Here is a 16,303-nt window from a genome sequence, read left to right on the forward strand (position 1 = left end):
ACACACTCCTCGTGTGCCGCAAAATTGCCGCGGCGAAGCCGCTCAGGGTTCGCCACTCGTGCGGGCAAACTCTGTCGGCGGCATGCCGACGAACCGGCTGAACGCCACGCTGAAGGTACTTGCGGAGCTATAGCCGACACGCTGTGCCACTTCCGCAATGCCGCCTTCATTTCGTCGCAGCAGGTTCTTGGCAAGGGCCATGCGCCAGGCGAGCAGATAGGCCATCGGTGCCACGCCCACCGCGCGCCTGAACCGATCGAAGAACGCCGAGCGAGAGAGGGCGGCTTCCTTCGCGAGGCCTGCCACGGTCCACGCCTGTGTAGGATCTTCATGCATTCGCCGTATCGCGACGGCGAGGCGGCTGTCATTGAGCCCACGCAATAGCCCTGACGGTGCCGATATCGCAGGCGTGGAGCGAAACGCTTCGATCAGCAGCACCTCGAGCAACCGCGTCATGACCACATCGCGCGCGGGCCTTTGCGCGCGCGATTCATCCCGCAGCAGTTGCACGAGTGTCGCGAGACGGGCTTCATCGCGAACGTGTACGAGCGCAGGGAGTAGCGAGACGAGCAATGCCGCATCGGGCGAGCCGAAGCTGCAATGGCCGACGATCAGCCGCACGTCGGGCGAGCCGCTTCGAGCGCCCAGCCTGAATTCGCCGTTCGCGAGCGCGACGGGCTGACTGTCGATGTCCGGCTTCGATTCCGCCGGTTCATGGCTCGACATCGCGAAACCGTACGCCGCCGGAATCAATACGAAGTCGCCTGCCGCGAGCTGAATCGACCCATGCCGGTCGACAGTGAGCTGGCAATTCCCGTCGAGCACCACACAGTAGAAGGGCTGCCCGGCTTCCTGACGTCGGACGCGCCATTGCCCCGCGCCGCTGACGATCTTCGACAGCCCGGCCGTCGGTTGCAGCAGGGTAACGACTTCTGAAAGCGGATCGATCATGACCGGACTATTGCTAACGAAACCTGGACGCCCGATTGTAGCGAGTACGGGTTCGGCGCTCTATCGTTTCGGTACTGCAAACGATCAACGGAGCCCGCTTTGAAAACCGTCTTCATTACCGGATGCTCGTCCGGGTTCGGCCTCGAAACCGCCCGCTATTTCTTGGAGCGCGATTGGCGTGTGATCGCCACGATGCGCACGCCGAACGAGGAGGTACTGCCCCGGTCGCAGCGATTGCTCGTGCTCGCACTCGACGTCACCGATCCGCAAAGCATTGATCGGGCAATAGATGCCGCGGGGCCGATCGATGTCCTCGTCAACAACGCCGGGATCGGCGTGCTCAACGCACTGGAGGGCACGCCGATGGAGGTTGCGCGCGAGGTATTCGAAACGAACACACTGGGAACGATCGCCGTGACTCAGGCGGTGTTGCCGCAATTCCGGCAACGCAAAGCCGGCGTGGTCGTGAACGTGACGTCGAGCGTGACGCTGCGCTCGCTGCCTTTGCTCTCGGTCTATACGGCAAGCAAAGCGGCGGTCAATGCGTTTACCGAGTCGCTTGCGCTCGAATTGGCGGCGTTCGACGTGCGAGCCAGGCTGGTCCTTCCTGGGCGCGCGCCTGAGACGCGTTTCGGCGAGAACGCGCAGCCCCGCATGCAAGCGGGCTTTCCCGCGCCATACGCGGAACTGGCGCAGCGCATTTTCTCGGAGTGGCAGCAGTCGTCGGAAGTGACATGTTCGATCGACGTGGCCGAAGCGGTCTGGCGTGCGGCGAACGACCCGTCGTGTCCGATGCGGTTGGCCGCGGGCGCCGATGCTCGAGCGCTAGCCGCGGCCGGCTGACGGGCTTATGCGCTGACCCGGGGATTCTTCTTCAGGCAGGCTCATGGTTCGATAAATATATCGGTACCGCGCTTGGTATCATCGGCTAATCGATAAGCGGACCAAGAAACGTACATGGGAAAACTTGCAATTCTCGTGATGGCAATGCTGGCCATCGGCATTGCCGATGCGAAGGAGTGGTCGACGGTCCGTTTAGGATCGGCGGCGAGTTATCCCCCGTTTCACTCGCAAAACCCGGATGGAAGGCTCGTCGGATTCGATATTGATCTCGGCAATGAAATCTGCCGCCGCATGCATGCGAACTGTGTATGGGTCGACAGCGAGTTCGACAGCCTCATCCCGGCGCTGAAGGCTCGCAAGTTCGACGCCATTGTGTCGGCCCTGTCGATTACGCCGAAGCGCGCCAAGCAGATCGCGTTTTCTTCAAAGCTGTACAACATTCCCACAGAACTCGTAGCCAGGAAAGAGCGGGGGCTGACATCGACGGTCGCCGCGCTAAGGGGGAAAAGGATCGGGGTCGTTCAGGGTTCCACGCAGGAAATCTACGCGAAGCGGTACTGGGAGCCCGAAGGGGTGGTCATCGAGTCATACCAGAATCAGGACCTGGTGTATGCCGATTTGCTGGCAGCGCGGCTCGATGCAACGCTGACCAACGCCGCACAAGCCGAATATGGGTTTTTGAAAACGCCGCAGGCAGCAGGATTCGGCCGTGCCGGCGACGAACTTTACGACGATGAAATTTTCGGCGTGGGTACGGCGGTAGGCTTGCGCAAGGAAGATGGCGATCTGAAGGCGCAGATAGACGCCGCGATCGCGAACATGCGTCGGGACGGTACGTATGACAAGATCGTCCGGAGATACTTCGACTTCGACGCTTACGGAAAATAAGCCCGCACACATCGACGAGGAAGCCGCCGAGTCCCGATCCTATCGGAGCGGGCTTCGCGTTCCGCTCGTCAGCACTCCTCCAACGCCGCCCGCGCACAAGCCTCGTCGGTCACGAGCCCAGAAAGCCAGCCGCCCTTGAGCGCTGCGAGCACGGCGCGATGCTTGCGGGCGCCGCCCGCGAAGCCGATGGTCGGCCGCTTCGGCGGCGCATCGAGCGGCACGCTCGTCACGCGCCGTCCCGTAGCCGATTCCACGCGTTTGCCCTCGGCATCGATCGGCAAGCCCAGCATCTCGGCGACCGCCCCGAGCCGCATCAGCTCGTCCACCTCGCTTGCGGTGATGAACCCATCCACATGCAGCGGACATTGCGGTCCGATATCGCCGATGCCGACAAACGCCACATCGGCCTGCGCGGTGAGTGCTTCCACAATCCGATAAAGCCGGTGATTGCACCACTGCGTACGCTCGGCTTCGTTATCGGCGATCAGCGGCGCGGGCAACAGGAAGTGCTTGCCACCCGTCCTTTCCGAAATGTGCAGGGCCACGTCATAGCGATTCGACGATCCGTCCTGCGCGATCGCCCCCACCATCGACACGAGCCGATGCTGAGGCCGATCGATCTGTCCCAGTTGATCGACAGCCGCCTTGAGCGTGCGGCCACTGCTTACCGAGACGATCATCGGTTTATCTTCGCCGAGGTACCGTTCCATCACCTGTGCACCCGCCACGGCGAGCTTTCTATCGATCGCTTCGGCACTGTCGTCGTCCACCGGCACCACTTCGCACATCGACAAGCCGTATCGCGCGCAAAGCTGGTCGGCCAGCGACAGGCAATCGGCCAGCCGATGCTCCACGCGCACGCGGATCAGATTCTTTTCGACGGCGAAGGCGACGAGCCGTTGCGCGACAGGCCGCGATACCTGCAGCTTCTCGGCGATTTCGTTCTGCGTATCGCCCGCGACGTAGTAAAGCCACGCGGCGCGTGTAGCGAGGTCGAGTTTTTCGTTGGACTTGGACACGGATGCTTGGGTACCTTCAAAACGTCGAAGCAGGTTCAGGCAAGCCGCTCGCGCGACGGGTCGAAGAGCGGCCGTACATGCCGGTAAAGCTCGCGATAGGCATCGAGCCGCAGCCGCAACTGCGCGTGACGCGTCTCGTCCGGCGTGAATTCCGCCACGACGGGCGGCTTCGCGAGCACGGTCTTCGGTTCGCCGCCTGCCGCGAGCCACCCCAGGCGCGCCGCGCCGAGCGCCGCGCCCGTCTCGCCGCCGCCGTGCTGGCGCGTGGGCGTGGCGAGCGCGTCCGCCAGCAACTGCGCCCAGTACGCGCTGCGCGCGCCGCCGCCGAGCAGCGACAGCGCGTGCGGCCGGGTGCCTGCGGCGGCCAGTGCGTCGAGACCGTCGGCCAACGCAAGCGTCACGCCTTCGAGCACGGCATAGCCGAGCAGCGCGCGATCGGTCGCGTGGGTCATGCCGAAGAAAACCCCTTGGGCAAACGGATCGTTGTGCGGCGTGCGCTCGCCCGACAGATAAGGCAGAAAGACCGGCGCGGTGGCCAGCGCTTCGGCCGGCAGCTTTGCGGCCTCCGCAACGAGCGTCGGCTCGTCGGTGCCTGTCAGCTTGCACACCCAGCGCAGGCAGCTTGCCGCCGAAAGGACGACGCTCATCTGATGCCAGCGCTCCGGAATCGCGTGGCAGAACGCATGCACGGCGGAGGCGGGATTCGGCAGAAAGCGGTCGCCGACGACGCACAGTACGCCGGAGGTGCCGAGCGACACGAAGCCGTCGCCGGGCTCGGTCGCACCGATGCCAATTGCGCTCGTGGCGTTGTCGCCGCCGCCGGCGGCCACGATCACCTCACCGGCGCCGAGCCCCCATTCGCGCGCGATCTCGGGGCGCAGCACGCCCGACGGCGCACTGCCTTCCGCGAGCCGAGGCATCTGTGCCCGGCTCATACGGCATGCGTCGAGCAGCGCGTCGGACCAGTCGCGGCGCGCCACGTCGAGCCACAGCGTGCCCGCTGCGTCCGATGGGTCGGAGACTTTCTCGCCGGTCATTTTGAGCCGCAGGTAATCCTTGGGCAGCAGCACGCAGGCCGTGCGGCGGAATATCTCGGGCTCGTGGCGCGCCACCCACAACAGCTTGGGCGCCGTGAACCCGGGCATCGCCAGATTGCCTGCGATCCGGTGCAGTTCGGGTGCGCGATCGGTCAGCTCGTCGCATTCGTCCACACTGCGCATGTCGTTCCAGAGGATTGCGGGACGCAGCACCCGATCGGCCTCGTCGAGCAGCACAGCGCCGTGCATCTGCCCCGACAGGCCGATGCCGCGTACCGCTGAGAACGCCTCGCGGTGGGCCTCGCGCAACTTCGCGAGCGCGAGGCACGTGCCTTCCCACCAGTCGGCCGGATTCTGCTCCGACCAGCGCGGGTGGGGGCGCGAGACGGTAAAAGGAGAGCCGGCCGTTCCGAGCACGCGCCCATCGGGCGCGAGCAGCAACACTTTCACTTCGGACGTGCCGAGATCGATGCCGAGATACATGGCGGGGGAATCCCTGAGGTCGGTGTCGAAAAGCGCGATGCGCTACTTTAGCCGCGGGGTACGGCGCACCGCAATGCGTGCATGCCCCCGGGCCCGGTCAGTGCCGCGAGGCAAGCCAGGCATCGACGCGTGCGAGCGCGCTGCGCAGTACCGCCACGAGTTCGGGCTTCGAGGCCATGCCGCCCCAGAGCAGGCGCGAGGCGCTGAAGGCGGCCAATGGATCCGCCGCCGTGAAGAATGCGCGCGTGGCCGGCTCGTCGAGCAGGCCGTCCTGATACGCATATGGCAGCACGCCTTGCTGCCAGCGGTCGAGGAAGCGGAAGAAGAGCGCCGGCAGTACGGCCGTCGCGTTCGGTTCCACGCCGCGCGCGAAGCACTCGGCAAGCGTTGGCGCGATGAAGCCGGGGATCTTCGAGAACCCGTCGGCCGCGACGCGCTGATTCGTGTCCTGAATATAAGGGTTGCCGAAGCGCTCGAGCACGACGTCGCGATAGCGGGCGAGATCGAGCGGGCTCGGCGTGAGGCTCGGAATGACGTCTTCGGTTACATAGGCGTGCGCGAAAGCGCGGATGTCGGCGTCGCCGGTGCCTTCGTGAATATAAGAGAGGCCCACGAGCGTACCGGCCCAGGCAATACAGCTATGGCTCGCATTGAGAATGCGGATCTTGGCTTCCTCGTAGGGCAGTACCGAATCGACGAGTTCCGCACCGGCACGCTCCCACGCCGGCCGGCCCGCGGCGAAGCGGTCTTCGATGACCCACTGGATGAACGACTCGCCCATGACGGGGCAGGCGTCGTCGACGCCCGTGGCGGCTTTCACGCGTTCGCGCACGTCGGGCGTCGGGCGCGGCGTAATGCGATCGACCATCGAATTCGGGCAAGTCGTGTTCTGCTCGAACCATGCGGAAAGCGCTTCGAGCCCACGCGCTTCGAGAAAGGCGCGCATGCCCGCCTCGAAGCGCTCGCCGTTGCTGCGCAGGTTGTCGCAACTTTGCAGCGTCACGGGGCCTGCGCCGCGCGTGCGCCGGGCGTCGAGGATCGCGGCCAGTGCGCCGTAGATGGTCGTGCGTGCCCCGCTCAGGTCGGCCGCGATGTCCGGGTTCGACGTGTCGAGGCGGTCGTGCTCGTCGAGGTAATAGCCGCCTTCGGTTACGGTGAACGACACGATCTTGCAGGCGGGGTCCGCACCGGCCTCGACGAGCCCTTCGAGGCCCGCTGACCACGGTACGACGCGCTCGATCGATCGGATCGTCTCATAGGTCCGCACGCCCTGGGGGGTGACGGTTTCGAGCGTATACACGCCCTTTTGTCCGGCCAGTGCGTCGAGCACCGCGTTCATGTCGCCGCGGATGTTGCCGACAGTGAGCGACCACTTCGGCTCTCCCGCAGGAGCGGCTTCGTTGAGGCGGTGCAGATACCACGCCTGATGTGCCCGGTGGAAGGACCCCGCGCCAAGATGCAGGATCACGTTCGCAGCGCTGCTCGCCGGTTTGTCCATCGCTTGTCTCCTGAATGAAACGACCGCTCCGTCCATCCTGCGGGGCGAATGCGATCTTTTGTTCTTTCGATGGGCGAATGATCGGATTCGGGCGCGCGAAAGTCAAGGCGCGGTGCGCAAGCAGTCCGGGGACAGAACAAGCGGAAGGGACGGTGGCGCGGGAATGCAACTGCCCGATGCCGGGCAGCCGTAAGTGGGCGAAGAAGGGGAGGAAAAGGGTGGGATTCGAGGGGCGGCAGCGCGCCGGCGGACTATTTCCCGGCTCTCCGAATCAGGCTGCCGGCATAGACGAGTGCTGCGAGTGCCGTAATCCAGAAGCTCGTCGGCCAGTCGGTGTAAAACGCGAGCGTGACGCCGAGCCAGGCTTGCAGGAGTGCGAACAGCGCTGCCAGGGCGATGCCGTGCGAAAGCCGGCTCGACAGATTTTGCGCGGCGGCGGCCGGGCCGACCATCAGCGTGAACACGAGCAGCACGCCCACGATCTGCGTGCAGGCGGCTACCGTCAAGGCGGCGATCGCGAGAAAGAGCATGGACACGAGCCGCAGCGACACGCCTTTTGCCTCGGCCAGCTCGGGCTGCAGTGTGGCGAAGACGAGCGGCCGCGCGATCGCGGCCAATGCGATCAGACTGGCCGCGCCGATGGCCGCGAGCACGAGGAGCGTGTTCGTCGTCACACCGAGTACGTTGCCGAACAGCAGCGCCGTGACCTGCGTCGCGTACGCCGTGAAAAAGTGGAGGAACAACAGCCCGCAGCCGAGCGAGAGCGACAGCACCACGCCGATCGCCACGTCGCGCCCGGCCAGGCGCTCGCCGAGGGCGCCCATCGAAAGCCCGGCCGCGAGCGTGAAGCCGATCATGCCCCAGAGGGGCGAAATGCCGATCAGCGCGGCGCCCGTCGCCCCGGTGAAGCCGACATGCGAGAGCGCATGGCCGGCGAAGGTCTGCTCGCGCATCACGAGGAAGTAGCCGACGATGCCCGCGAGCACGGCGACGATCCCCGAAGCCGCGAACGCGTTCACCATGAAATCGTATTCAAACATCGTGCGTATGTCCGTGCGTGTGTCCATGAGCATGGCCATGCTCATGGTGGTGTCCGTGCCCCGCGCCGCCCGCGTCCTCTTCGTGCTCGTGATCGTGCTTTTCGACTTCGACATCGCCGGACATCACGAAGATGCGGCCATTCATGCGCATGACGTCGATCGGCGAGCCGTAGAGCCGTGACAGGACGGGCCGCGTGATGACCTCGTCGACGGTGCCGAGCGCGGCCGATCCGCTGCCGAGATAAAGCACGCGGTCGAGCGCGTTGAGCAGCGGATTGAGTTCGTGCGCGGAAAAAAGCACCGTGATGCCGAGCTCGCGCTGCACGCGGCGCACGAGTTCGACGACGCTGCGCTGCCGGTTCGGATCGAGACTGATGAGCGGCTCGTCGAGCAGCAGCAGCCGCGGCTTGCCGAGCAGGCATTGCGCGAGCAGCAGCCGTTGCCGCTCGCCGCCGGAAAGCTGCGACAGAGGCCGGTCGGCGAGCGCTTCGCCGCCCACGAGCGCGAGCACGCGTTCGACGTCCGCGCGCGTGGCGGCATCGCGGCGCGGCAGGCCGAAGCGATGGCCGTCGACCGCCATGGCGATGAACTCCCACCCGACGATGCGGCGGCCCGCCAGCGCGCTGCGCGTTTGAGGCATATAGCCGATTGCCGGGTTGCCGCGCGAGACGGGCTCGCCCGATACTCGTATCTGGCCGCCCGCGAGCGGCACGAGCCCGAGCACGGCGCGCATGAGCGTTGTCTTGCCGGCCCCGTTCGGTCCGAGCACGCCGATGAACTCGCCATCGTCGATGGCGAGGCTTGCGTCTTGCAGGATCGTGCGGCCGCCGAGCGCGATGGTGACGCGATCGAGTTCGAGCGCGCGCCCGCTCGGGCGTTCGTGATCGGTGGTCATGGGCGGGTCTTGCCGAGCGCGGCCGCGAGCGCGTCGAGCTGCGCCAGCATCCATTGCTGATAGGTTTTGCCGGCCGGCATCGTTTCGGTCACGCTCACGGTCGGCACGCCGGACTGATGCGCGAGCCCCAGCAAGCGCTTCGTCAGCGCTTCGGTCGCCTGGCTGTTGTAGATGAGCGCATGCACCGTGCGCGTGCGCAGATCGCGCTCGAACGCTGCGATGTCGCTCGCGCTCGGCTCCGTGTCGTTCATGACCGCCAACTGGAAGCGGCCGTTGCGCATATCGAGGCCGATCGCATCGGCCATGTAGCCGAACACGGGCTCGGTCGCCGTCACGGGGGTGCCTTTATAGCGGGCCTGCAGATCGCCGACTTTTTTCTCGATCGGTTTGATCGAATCGTCGAAGCGCTTCAGATTGGCTTCGAAGTCGGCCTTGTGCTCGGGCGCGGCGGCCGCAAGTGCCGCTTCGATTGCGCGTGCCACGGCGGGCATGGTCCCCGGCGCGTACCAAAGGTGCGGATTGTCGCCGGACTTCTTGCCGACGAGTTCGGCCGCGACGATCGTCGTGCGTTTGCCGCTCGACTGCGCGGCGAGCAGCTTTTGCATCCACGGGTCGTAATCGGCGCCGTTATAGACGACGATAGCCGCGCGCTCGATGGCGCGCGCTGTCCTGGGGCTGGCCTCGAAGAGGTGGGGATCCTGATCGGGATTGCTGAGAATGCTGGTCACCTCGATATGCGAGCCGCCGATCTGCCGAGCGACGTCACCATAGAAGTTCTCCGCCGCGACCACGCTCAGCTTTCCGGCGTCCGCCGCGCCAGCTGCGTGCGCGACGCCGCTTACGGACAGCGCGACCAAACCGGCCACCGCCAGCGGGGACAGCATGCATATGCGGGCGCGACGCCAGGCCCTGACGATTGCCTTCATTCTTTCTCCTTGGAATGTTGCGATTGGATGGTGAGCGCCTGCCGACGTGCCTGCTGCCGTGCGCGCTGACGTGTCCGGTGTGGCGTCATTACGCGCGTGGCGCGCTCTTGCGTTTGGATTTGCAATCGCCGCACAAGCCGCTCAGCTCCACCACTTGCTTGTGCACTTCGAATCCGTGCGCGGGCGGTGCCGACGAAAGCCGCTCCGCGAGTTCTTCGCCGGGAATCTCGAGCGTGTCGCCGCAGCGCTCGCAGATGAGAAACTGCCCTTGGTGGGGCTTGCCGATCTCGCAGCAGGCCACGAACGCATTGAGCGACTCGATGCGATGCACGAAGCCGTGCTCGACGAGAAAGTCGAGTGCGCGATACACGGTGGTCGGCGGCACGCGGCCGCGCTGCGGCTCGAGGGCCGCCAGCAGGTCGTAGGCACCGATCGGGCGGCCGGCGCCCACGACTTGCTCGTACACCTGCCGGCGCAGCTCGGTCAGCATGAGGCCTTGCTCCGCGGCATAAGCATCCGCGCGCGCGAGCCGTTCGGCGAGAGAGTGGGCGTGGGCACTTGCCATGGCATCGATCCGTGAAGACTCCGAACGGAGATGATATAACATATCAACCGGTGATGCCAAAAAAGGGCAATGCGCCAAATGGCCGCGCATTGCCCTTTTTGATCTTTTTGCCTGGTTTGCCCCGTTTGCCCCGTTGCACGAACGAAAGCAAAGGCGGGTGCTGCCGCAGGCGTTAAAGCACGGTGCGCACGTGCCAGAGTTCGGGGAACAGCACGACGTCGAGCATCTTGCGCAGATAGGGCGCGCCGCTCGTGCCGCCGGTTCCCTGCTTGAAGCCGATGATGCGCTCGACCGTCGTTACATGGCGAAAGCGCCATTGCCGAAAGGCGTCCTCCAGATCGACGAGTTCCTCGGCCATCTCGTAGAGGTCCCAGTGGTGCGACGGGTCGCGGTAGACCTCGAGCCATGCCGCTTCAACGCTTGCGTCGTAACCTGTCGGCTGCGTCCAGTCGCGCCGCACCCGTTCGGGCGCGATGGCAAAGCCGCGCCGTGCGAGCAGCCGCACGACTTCGTCATAGAACGACGGCGCTTCGAGCGCGGCACGCAGGTGCGCGTGAATATCGGGGCGATGAGCGTGCGGCCGCAGCATCTCGGCGTTCTTGTTGCCGAGGATGAACTCGATTTCCCGGTACTGATACGACTGAAACCCGGACGACGCGCCGAGGTAGGGGCGCATGGCCGTGTATTCGGAAGGCGTCATCGTGGCGAGCACGTTCCACGCCTGCACGAGCTGTTCGAGGATGCGGGAGACGCGCGCCAGCATCTTGAACGCGGGCGGCAGCATGTCTTGTCCGACGTGCGCCAGCGCGGCACGCAGCTCATAGAGCGCGAGCTTCATCCAAAGCTCGCTCGTCTGATGCTGGATGATGAACAGCATCTCGTTGTGATCGGGCGAGAGCGGATGCTGCGCGGACAGCACCTGCTCGAGTGCGAGGTAATCGCCGTAGCTCATCGCTTTCGAGAAATCGAGCCGGGCGTCGTGCCACCCGCGGCCCGAGCCCGCGGCCTCCGGCAACTCGGGCAGATCCATATGATCGGTCATTTCGGACTCCTGATCTTTTTGTCGATGACGGCGCGTGTGCGCCGAAACAGGCTCGCGCCGCTCAGGTTACCGTGTGGCGCTGCGCGAACGCCGGTTCGCGCCACGTCGCGCGCGTGAGCACGTCGCGCAGTGCCTCGGCGGCGTCCCACACGTCGACGAAGCGCGTATAAAGCGGCGTGAAGCCGAAACGCAGAACGGACGGTTCGCGATAGTCGCCGATCACGCCTCGCGCGATGAGCGCTTGCATGACTTCGTACCCGTGCGGGTGCTCGAGGCTCACCTGCGAGCCGCGCTGCGCATGCGCGCGCGGCGTGACGAGCGTGAGCGCCTGGCCGGCGCAGCGCGCTTGCACCAGTTCGATGAAAAAGTCGGTGAGCGCGAGCGACTTGCGGCGTACGGCATGCATGTCGGTTTCGAGGAACACGTCGAGCCCGGCCTCGACGAGCGACATCGAGACGATCGGCTGCGTGCCGCAGAGGAAGCGGGCGATGCCTTCGGCAGGCCGGTAGGCCGGTTGCATGGCGAACGGCGTGTCGTGCCCCCACCAGCCGGACAGCGGCTGAGCGAGCGCATCCTGATGGCGCCTCGCCACCCAGACGAAGGCCGGAGAGCCGGGGCCGCCATTCAAATACTTGTAGGTGCAGCCGACGGCGAAATCGGCGCCCGCATCGTTCAACTCGACAGGGACGGCGCCGGCCGAATGCGCGAGGTCCCACAGTGCGAAAGCGCCGGCGCGGTGAATGACGTCGGTCAGCGCTGCCATATCGTGCATGTAACCCGTGCGATAGTTCACGTGCGTCAGCATGACGAGCGCCGTCTCGTCGTCGATCGCATCGGGCAGGTCGGCCGGATCGTCGACGAGCCGCAGCGTATAGCCACGGTCGAGCTGATCGATCACGCCCTGGGCGATGTAGAGATCGGTCGGGAAGTTCGCGCGTTCGGAGACGATCGTACGGCGCCGGCTGTCGCGCGATGCCGCTTCGCGCAGTGCGGCGGAAATCAGCTTGAAAAGATTGATCGAAATCGTGTCGGTCACGACGACTTCGCCCGGATTCGCGCCGATGAGCGTGGCCAACTTGTCGCCGAGGCGGCGCGGCAGAGCCGACCAGCCGGCCGTGTTCCAACTGCGGATCAATCCTTCGCCCCACTCGTGCGCGATCACTTCCTGCGCGCGGATGGCCGCGGCCGCCGGTGGCACGCCGAGCGAGTTGCCATCGAGATAGATCACCTGGGAATTGAGGGCGAAGCGCGCGCGCAGCGGGGCGAGCGGATCGGTTTCGTCGAGCTTGAGTGCGTCGTCGCGGGTTTTCATGAGCGAATCGGGCGGCTATGTGACAGGATGATCAGGAGAACGAAACGTCTTGGCGATGCGTCGGCACGTTGGGACGCAGGCCACGTGCCGTGTTCAACGGCGGTCCTCGGGCAGACTTCGCAGGACCGCGCGCACGGGGCTGGCATCGAGCGTCGTCAGCTTGAGCGGCAAGGCGATCAGCTCGTAGTCGCCGGGGGCGACGTCATCGAGCACGAGGCCTTCGAGGATCGCCATGCGGTGCGCGCGCACGCGCCGGTGCGCGTCCATTGTCTTGGAGTCTTGCGGATCGAGCGATGGTGTATCGATGCCGATCAGCTCGACACCCCGGCTCGCCAGAAAATCGATGGTTTCGGGGGCGACGGCGCAAAAGTGCGGATCCCAATACGCGATCGGTGCGCGTGCGCAAGTGCGCAGCAGTACGCGCGGCGGCACTGCGTCGCCATCGAGATAGAGCTCGACGTGTCTGAGTTCGACCCGGGGGGCGGCGCCGACGCAATCGATCACACGGCAACGTCCGAGATACGGCTCGAGCGCCACCTTGCCGATGGGGGCGCCGTCGGCGGCATAGTGGAGCGGGGCGTCGGCATGGGCGCCCGTATGCGGCGAAAGCGTGAGGCATCCCACGTTGACGGGAGAACCCGCCTCCATGCGCCAGACACGCTCGATCGCGACTGCGGTGTCGCCAGGCCAGACCGGCGTCCCGACCTCGACCGGCGGCGATATGTCCCACAGCGTAGTCAAACCGCGTCTCCTCCTTGTCGTTCGATTCATCGATGATAGGCAACTCGACGCGCAAGGTGCTTGCGAATTCGTCGCGCAAAAGACAGCGGACTAGAACATAATTCGAGATAAGTGCAGAAAGGAGGCCAAAAATGAATGCGATCTCGCTCGACGCCACGGATTGCCGCATCTTGAGCGTCTTGCAGAACGAGGGACGGATCAGCAATCTCGACTTGGCGGAAAGAATCTCGCTTTCGCCTTCGGCGTGCCTGCGCCGCTTGCGGTTGCTCGAGGAGCAAGGGGTGATCGAGCGCTATCGCGCGTCGCTGAACCGCGAGGCGCTGGGGTTCGAACTCGAAGCGTTCGTTCAGGTTTCGATGCGCAACGATCAGGAGAACTGGCATGAGCGGTTCGCGCAAGCGGTGCGGGAGTGGCCCGAGGTGATCGGCGCATTCGTCATTACGGGCGAGAGTCACTATCTGCTGCGCGTGCTCGCCCACAACCTGCAGCACTACTCCGAATTCGTGCTGACGAAGCTCTACAAGGCGCCTGGCGTCATGGACATCCGCTCCAACATCGTGCTGCAGACGCTGAAGGAGGACACCGGTATTCCTGTTTCCCTCGCGGCGGCGAAGATCCGTTAGCCGGCACGAACGATGGGCGCCGCGAGGCGCGCTTCGACGAACTCGACGAACGACCGCAGTTTGGGCCGCGGGCGCGCGTCGGGCAGGTAGACGAGATGAACGGGCCGAGGCGCCGGGGCGAAACGCTTAAGGATCGGCACGAGCCGCCCGGCCGCGATGTCGTCGGCCACGAGCACGGCTGGCTGCAGCAGCAGGCCCGCGCCGCCGAGCGCGGCCGCCCGCAACGCGTGGCCGTCGTTGCTGACCAGGCTGCCGGTAATGGGCCACGGCGTGTTCTTGCCTTCGTCGCTGAGCATCCAGGCGGCGCCGTGAGGCCAGCCCAGGTGGCCGAGGCACCGATGCCGCGCGAGGTCGGCCGGCGTGCTGGGCGTGCCGTGCTCGCGCAGATACGACGGAGCGGCGCAGATCGTCATCCGGTAAGGCTGAAGCGGCTTTGCAACGAGGTCCGCATCGACCGATTCGCTTACGCGAAACGCGGCGTCGTAACCGTCGCCGATGAGATCGACGTACGCGTTGTTGAGCACGAGCTCGATCTTGACGAGGGGGTAGTGCGCCAGATAGTCCGCCACGACCGGCGCGACGACCCACGCGCCGAGCGTCACGGGCGCGCTCACGCGCAGCGTGCCCTGCGGTACGACGGTGAGCGCCTGGACCGTCGCCTCGGCCACGCGGATTTGCTCGAGGGCCGCCTTGCACTGCTCGTAGAAGGCGGCGCCGACTTCCGTCAGCCCCTGTCGCCGCGTCGTGCGGTGAATCAGGCGTACGTTCAGATGCGCCTCGAGCTGCCGGATGTACTTCCCCACCATCACCGCCGAGATCTCGAGCGCGTCGGCCGCGGCGCTGAAATTACCCGCATCAGCCGCGGCCAGGAATACTTCCATCGCACGCAGCTTATCCATTGATATTCCTAACTATCGGTTCGTAATGATGGAATCATAGGCACATTTATCGAACCGTCCGAGCAGTCAATAATCGTCCTCATCTCGACACACTGATGAGGCACGAATCATGAAAAGCAAAAAGATCCTGGTGGTGGGCGCAACGGGCACGGTCGGTTCGGCCGTCGCGAAGCGGCTCGAGTCGGTCGGCCACGATGTGGTGCGGGCGGGGCACCGTCGCGGTGACGTGCAGGTCGACATCGGCAGCGAAGCCAGTGTGCGCGCGCTTTTCGAGCGCGTGGGGCCGCTCGACGCCATCGTGTCGGCGTCGGGTCATGTGCATTTTGGTCCGCTCGAGCAGATGACCGCCGAGCAATTCGACGTCGGCCTGCAGAGCAAGCTGCTCGGCCAGGTTCGCCTCGCGCTCGTCGGGCAGTCCCATTTGCGCGACGGCGGGTCGATCACACTGACGACAGGCATCCTGGCTCAGGAGCCGATCCGCGAAGGCGTCAACGCAACGGCCGTCAACGCCGCGATCGAGGGATTCGTGCTGGCGGCGGCCATCGAATTGCCGCGCGGCATCCGCATCAACGCGGTCAGCCCCACGGTGCTGGTCGAGTCGCTCGAAGCATACGGACCGTATTTTTCGGGCTTCGAAGCGGCGCCGGGCGAGCGCGTCGCGCTCGCTTACCAGCGCAGCGTGGACGGCGCGCAAACGGGGCGCGTCTATCGGGTGTGGTGAGAGAAGAGAAAGGAAGAAAAACGAAGGCCGGGGCATCGGGGCCGGCCCGCCGCTCACCGTGGCTTGATGCCGTGAAAGGTCCCGCCGTGGAAAATCAGCGGTGCCATCTCGGCCGCATCCGGATGCACGCCGCAGCGCTCGACCTCGCCGACGAAAATGACGTGGTCCCCTTCGTCATAGCGGCTCCGATTGTGGCATTCGAACCAGGCGAGTGCCCCGTCCAGCACCGGCATGCCGCTGTCGCCGGCGGCATGCGATACGCCGGCGAAACGATCTCCCTTCACGGTCGCGAACCGCTGACACAGTTCGTATTGCGTATCGGACAGCACATTGACGACGTAGTGACTGTTGGAGCGGAACACGGGCATCGAGGCCGATTTGACGGCGAGGCTCCAGAGCACGAGCGGCGGATCGAGCGAAACCGAGTTGAACGAGCTTGCTGTGATGCCGATGAGCTGGCCCGACGGCGCGCGTGTCGTGATGACGGTCACGCCCGTGGCGAACTGGCCAAGCGCGCGCCGAAACGCCGCGGCATCGAAGTTGGGAGGGCTCGCGCGTTTCATCGAGTCGGGGCTGGGCAAGGAAATGCCGCGGATACGGGCGGCGCGAGAGGGCCATGCGGCGGGAACTGCGGCAATGAATCGAAGGTCATGTCGAGATTCGGCGATTAGCCGAGATTTTAAATGAATTCGGACATTTCGCCTCAGGGGCTTGCGCGTGCGCGGATTTCGCCGTTCCCGGGCAAAACGCACTAAGCTACTTCTTCTGGAGATGCGCACGATGCGCATCGCATCCCAGGTTCCATGCAACCTAAGGAGCA

General features: G+C 65.3%; 17 protein-coding genes. 4 read left to right on the forward strand and 13 right to left on the reverse strand.

Features of this window, described 5'->3' with window-relative positions:
- Nucleotides 1-42: 42 nt before the first annotated feature.
- Nucleotides 43-951: an AraC family transcriptional regulator gene (locus U0034_RS13605; RefSeq protein ID WP_085230388.1), complete on the reverse strand. Its 909-nt coding sequence runs from the start codon at nt 949-951 to the stop codon at nt 43-45.
- 99 nt (nt 952-1,050) lie between these two features.
- Between U0034_RS13605 and U0034_RS13610 the strand changes: the two genes are divergently transcribed.
- A complete protein-coding gene (locus U0034_RS13610; RefSeq protein ID WP_085230387.1) occupies nt 1,051-1,794 on the forward strand; it encodes an SDR family oxidoreductase in 744 nt (247 codons plus the stop codon).
- A gap of 114 nt (nt 1,795-1,908) precedes the next feature.
- Nucleotides 1,909-2,682 carry a lysine/arginine/ornithine ABC transporter substrate-binding protein gene (locus U0034_RS13615; RefSeq protein WP_085230386.1) on the forward strand — a complete coding sequence of 258 codons (774 nt, stop codon included), beginning with the start codon at nt 1,909-1,911 and terminating at the stop codon, nt 2,680-2,682.
- Nucleotides 2,683-2,750: 68 nt separating this feature from the next.
- On the opposite strand, the gene U0034_RS13620 is transcribed toward U0034_RS13615, so the two are convergent.
- From U0034_RS13620 to kynB, 10 genes are all read right to left on the reverse strand, one after another.
- Complete coding sequence (locus tag U0034_RS13620) at nt 2,751-3,701, reverse strand: sugar-binding transcriptional regulator (protein WP_085230385.1); 951 nt, start codon at nt 3,699-3,701, stop codon at nt 2,751-2,753.
- Nucleotides 3,702-3,736: 35 nt separating this feature from the next.
- Nucleotides 3,737-5,221 (reverse strand): xylulokinase, encoded by a 1,485-nt coding sequence (xylB, locus tag U0034_RS13625; protein ID WP_085230384.1) that lies wholly within the window; start codon nt 5,219-5,221, stop codon nt 3,737-3,739.
- Between the two features lie 97 nt (nt 5,222-5,318).
- The gene (gene dalD, locus U0034_RS13630) at nt 5,319-6,719 is read right to left on the reverse strand and encodes a D-arabinitol 4-dehydrogenase (RefSeq protein WP_085230383.1); all 1,401 of its coding nucleotides are present in this window, start codon (nt 6,717-6,719) and stop codon (nt 5,319-5,321) included.
- Nucleotides 6,720-6,970: 251 nt separating this feature from the next.
- Nucleotides 6,971-7,759, reverse strand: coding sequence for a metal ABC transporter permease (locus U0034_RS13635; RefSeq protein WP_085230382.1), 789 nt, complete (start codon nt 7,757-7,759; stop codon nt 6,971-6,973).
- On the reverse strand, nt 7,752-8,654 hold the full coding sequence (locus tag U0034_RS13640; protein WP_085230381.1) for an ABC transporter ATP-binding protein: 903 nt from the start codon (nt 8,652-8,654) through the stop codon (nt 7,752-7,754). The genes U0034_RS13635 and U0034_RS13640 overlap by 8 nt, the downstream gene beginning before the upstream one ends.
- Nucleotides 8,651-9,580: a metal ABC transporter solute-binding protein, Zn/Mn family gene (locus U0034_RS13645; protein WP_085230380.1), complete on the reverse strand. Its 930-nt coding sequence runs from the start codon at nt 9,578-9,580 to the stop codon at nt 8,651-8,653. The genes U0034_RS13640 and U0034_RS13645 overlap by 4 nt, the downstream gene beginning before the upstream one ends.
- A gap of 88 nt (nt 9,581-9,668) precedes the next feature.
- Complete coding sequence (locus U0034_RS13650; protein WP_085230379.1) at nt 9,669-10,145, reverse strand: Fur family transcriptional regulator; 477 nt, start codon at nt 10,143-10,145, stop codon at nt 9,669-9,671.
- A 172-nt stretch (nt 10,146-10,317) separates the two neighbouring features.
- Nucleotides 10,318-11,187, reverse strand: coding sequence for a tryptophan 2,3-dioxygenase (gene kynA / locus U0034_RS13655; protein ID WP_085230378.1), 870 nt, complete (start codon nt 11,185-11,187; stop codon nt 10,318-10,320).
- 61 nt (nt 11,188-11,248) lie between these two features.
- Nucleotides 11,249-12,499, reverse strand: coding sequence for a kynureninase (kynU, locus tag U0034_RS13660; protein WP_085230377.1), 1,251 nt, complete (start codon nt 12,497-12,499; stop codon nt 11,249-11,251).
- Nucleotides 12,500-12,592: 93 nt separating this feature from the next.
- On the reverse strand, nt 12,593-13,240 hold the full coding sequence (kynB, locus tag U0034_RS13665; RefSeq protein ID WP_085230376.1) for an arylformamidase: 648 nt from the start codon (nt 13,238-13,240) through the stop codon (nt 12,593-12,595).
- A 131-nt stretch (nt 13,241-13,371) separates the two neighbouring features.
- Here kynB and U0034_RS13670 point away from each other — a divergent pair, with 131 nt between their 5' ends.
- On the forward strand, nt 13,372-13,863 hold the full coding sequence (locus U0034_RS13670) for an Lrp/AsnC family transcriptional regulator (protein ID WP_085230375.1): 492 nt from the start codon (nt 13,372-13,374) through the stop codon (nt 13,861-13,863).
- Here U0034_RS13670 and U0034_RS13675 read toward each other — a convergent pair.
- Nucleotides 13,860-14,762 (reverse strand): LysR family transcriptional regulator, encoded by a 903-nt coding sequence (locus U0034_RS13675; RefSeq protein ID WP_085230374.1) that lies wholly within the window; start codon nt 14,760-14,762, stop codon nt 13,860-13,862. The genes U0034_RS13670 and U0034_RS13675 overlap by 4 nt on opposite strands.
- Before the next feature lie 109 nt (nt 14,763-14,871).
- Between U0034_RS13675 and U0034_RS13680 the strand changes: the two genes are divergently transcribed.
- Nucleotides 14,872-15,483: a short chain dehydrogenase gene (locus U0034_RS13680; protein WP_085230373.1), complete on the forward strand. Its 612-nt coding sequence runs from the start codon at nt 14,872-14,874 to the stop codon at nt 15,481-15,483.
- Nucleotides 15,484-15,536: 53 nt separating this feature from the next.
- Here U0034_RS13680 and U0034_RS13685 read toward each other — a convergent pair whose 3' ends face one another.
- On the reverse strand, nt 15,537-16,046 hold the full coding sequence (locus U0034_RS13685) for a flavin reductase family protein (protein ID WP_085230372.1): 510 nt from the start codon (nt 16,044-16,046) through the stop codon (nt 15,537-15,539).
- Between the last annotated feature and the right edge of the window lie 257 nt (nt 16,047-16,303).

The sequence above is a fragment of the Trinickia caryophylli genome (genome assembly GCF_034424545.1).
Taxonomy (GTDB): domain Bacteria; phylum Pseudomonadota; class Gammaproteobacteria; order Burkholderiales; family Burkholderiaceae; genus Trinickia; species Trinickia caryophylli.

What these genes read in the sequence shown, in the direction of transcription:
- U0034_RS13605 (WP_085230388.1), bottom strand. Translation starts at nt 951, where the DNA reads ATGATCGATCCGCTTTCAGAAGTCGTTACCCTGCTGCAACCGACGGCC.
- U0034_RS13615 (WP_085230386.1), top strand. Translation starts at nt 1,909, where the DNA reads ATGGGAAAACTTGCAATTCTCGTGATGGCAATGCTGGCCATCGGCATT.
- xylB (WP_085230384.1), bottom strand. Translation starts at nt 5,221, where the DNA reads ATGTATCTCGGCATCGATCTCGGCACGTCCGAAGTGAAAGTGTTGCTG.
- dalD (WP_085230383.1), bottom strand. Translation starts at nt 6,719, where the DNA reads ATGGACAAACCGGCGAGCAGCGCTGCGAACGTGATCCTGCATCTTGGC.
- U0034_RS13635 (WP_085230382.1), bottom strand. Translation starts at nt 7,759, where the DNA reads ATGTTTGAATACGATTTCATGGTGAACGCGTTCGCGGCTTCGGGGATC.
- U0034_RS13640 (WP_085230381.1), bottom strand. Translation starts at nt 8,654, where the DNA reads ATGACCACCGATCACGAACGCCCGAGCGGGCGCGCGCTCGAACTCGAT.
- U0034_RS13645 (WP_085230380.1), bottom strand. Translation starts at nt 9,580, where the DNA reads ATGAAGGCAATCGTCAGGGCCTGGCGTCGCGCCCGCATATGCATGCTG.
- U0034_RS13650 (WP_085230379.1), bottom strand. Translation starts at nt 10,145, where the DNA reads ATGGCAAGTGCCCACGCCCACTCTCTCGCCGAACGGCTCGCGCGCGCG.
- kynA (WP_085230378.1), bottom strand. Translation starts at nt 11,187, where the DNA reads ATGACCGATCATATGGATCTGCCCGAGTTGCCGGAGGCCGCGGGCTCG.
- kynU (WP_085230377.1), bottom strand. Translation starts at nt 12,499, where the DNA reads ATGAAAACCCGCGACGACGCACTCAAGCTCGACGAAACCGATCCGCTC.
- U0034_RS13670 (WP_085230375.1), top strand. Translation starts at nt 13,372, where the DNA reads ATGAATGCGATCTCGCTCGACGCCACGGATTGCCGCATCTTGAGCGTC.
- U0034_RS13675 (WP_085230374.1), bottom strand. Translation starts at nt 14,762, where the DNA reads ATGGATAAGCTGCGTGCGATGGAAGTATTCCTGGCCGCGGCTGATGCG.
- U0034_RS13680 (WP_085230373.1), top strand. Translation starts at nt 14,872, where the DNA reads ATGAAAAGCAAAAAGATCCTGGTGGTGGGCGCAACGGGCACGGTCGGT.
- U0034_RS13685 (WP_085230372.1), bottom strand. Translation starts at nt 16,046, where the DNA reads ATGAAACGCGCGAGCCCTCCCAACTTCGATGCCGCGGCGTTTCGGCGC.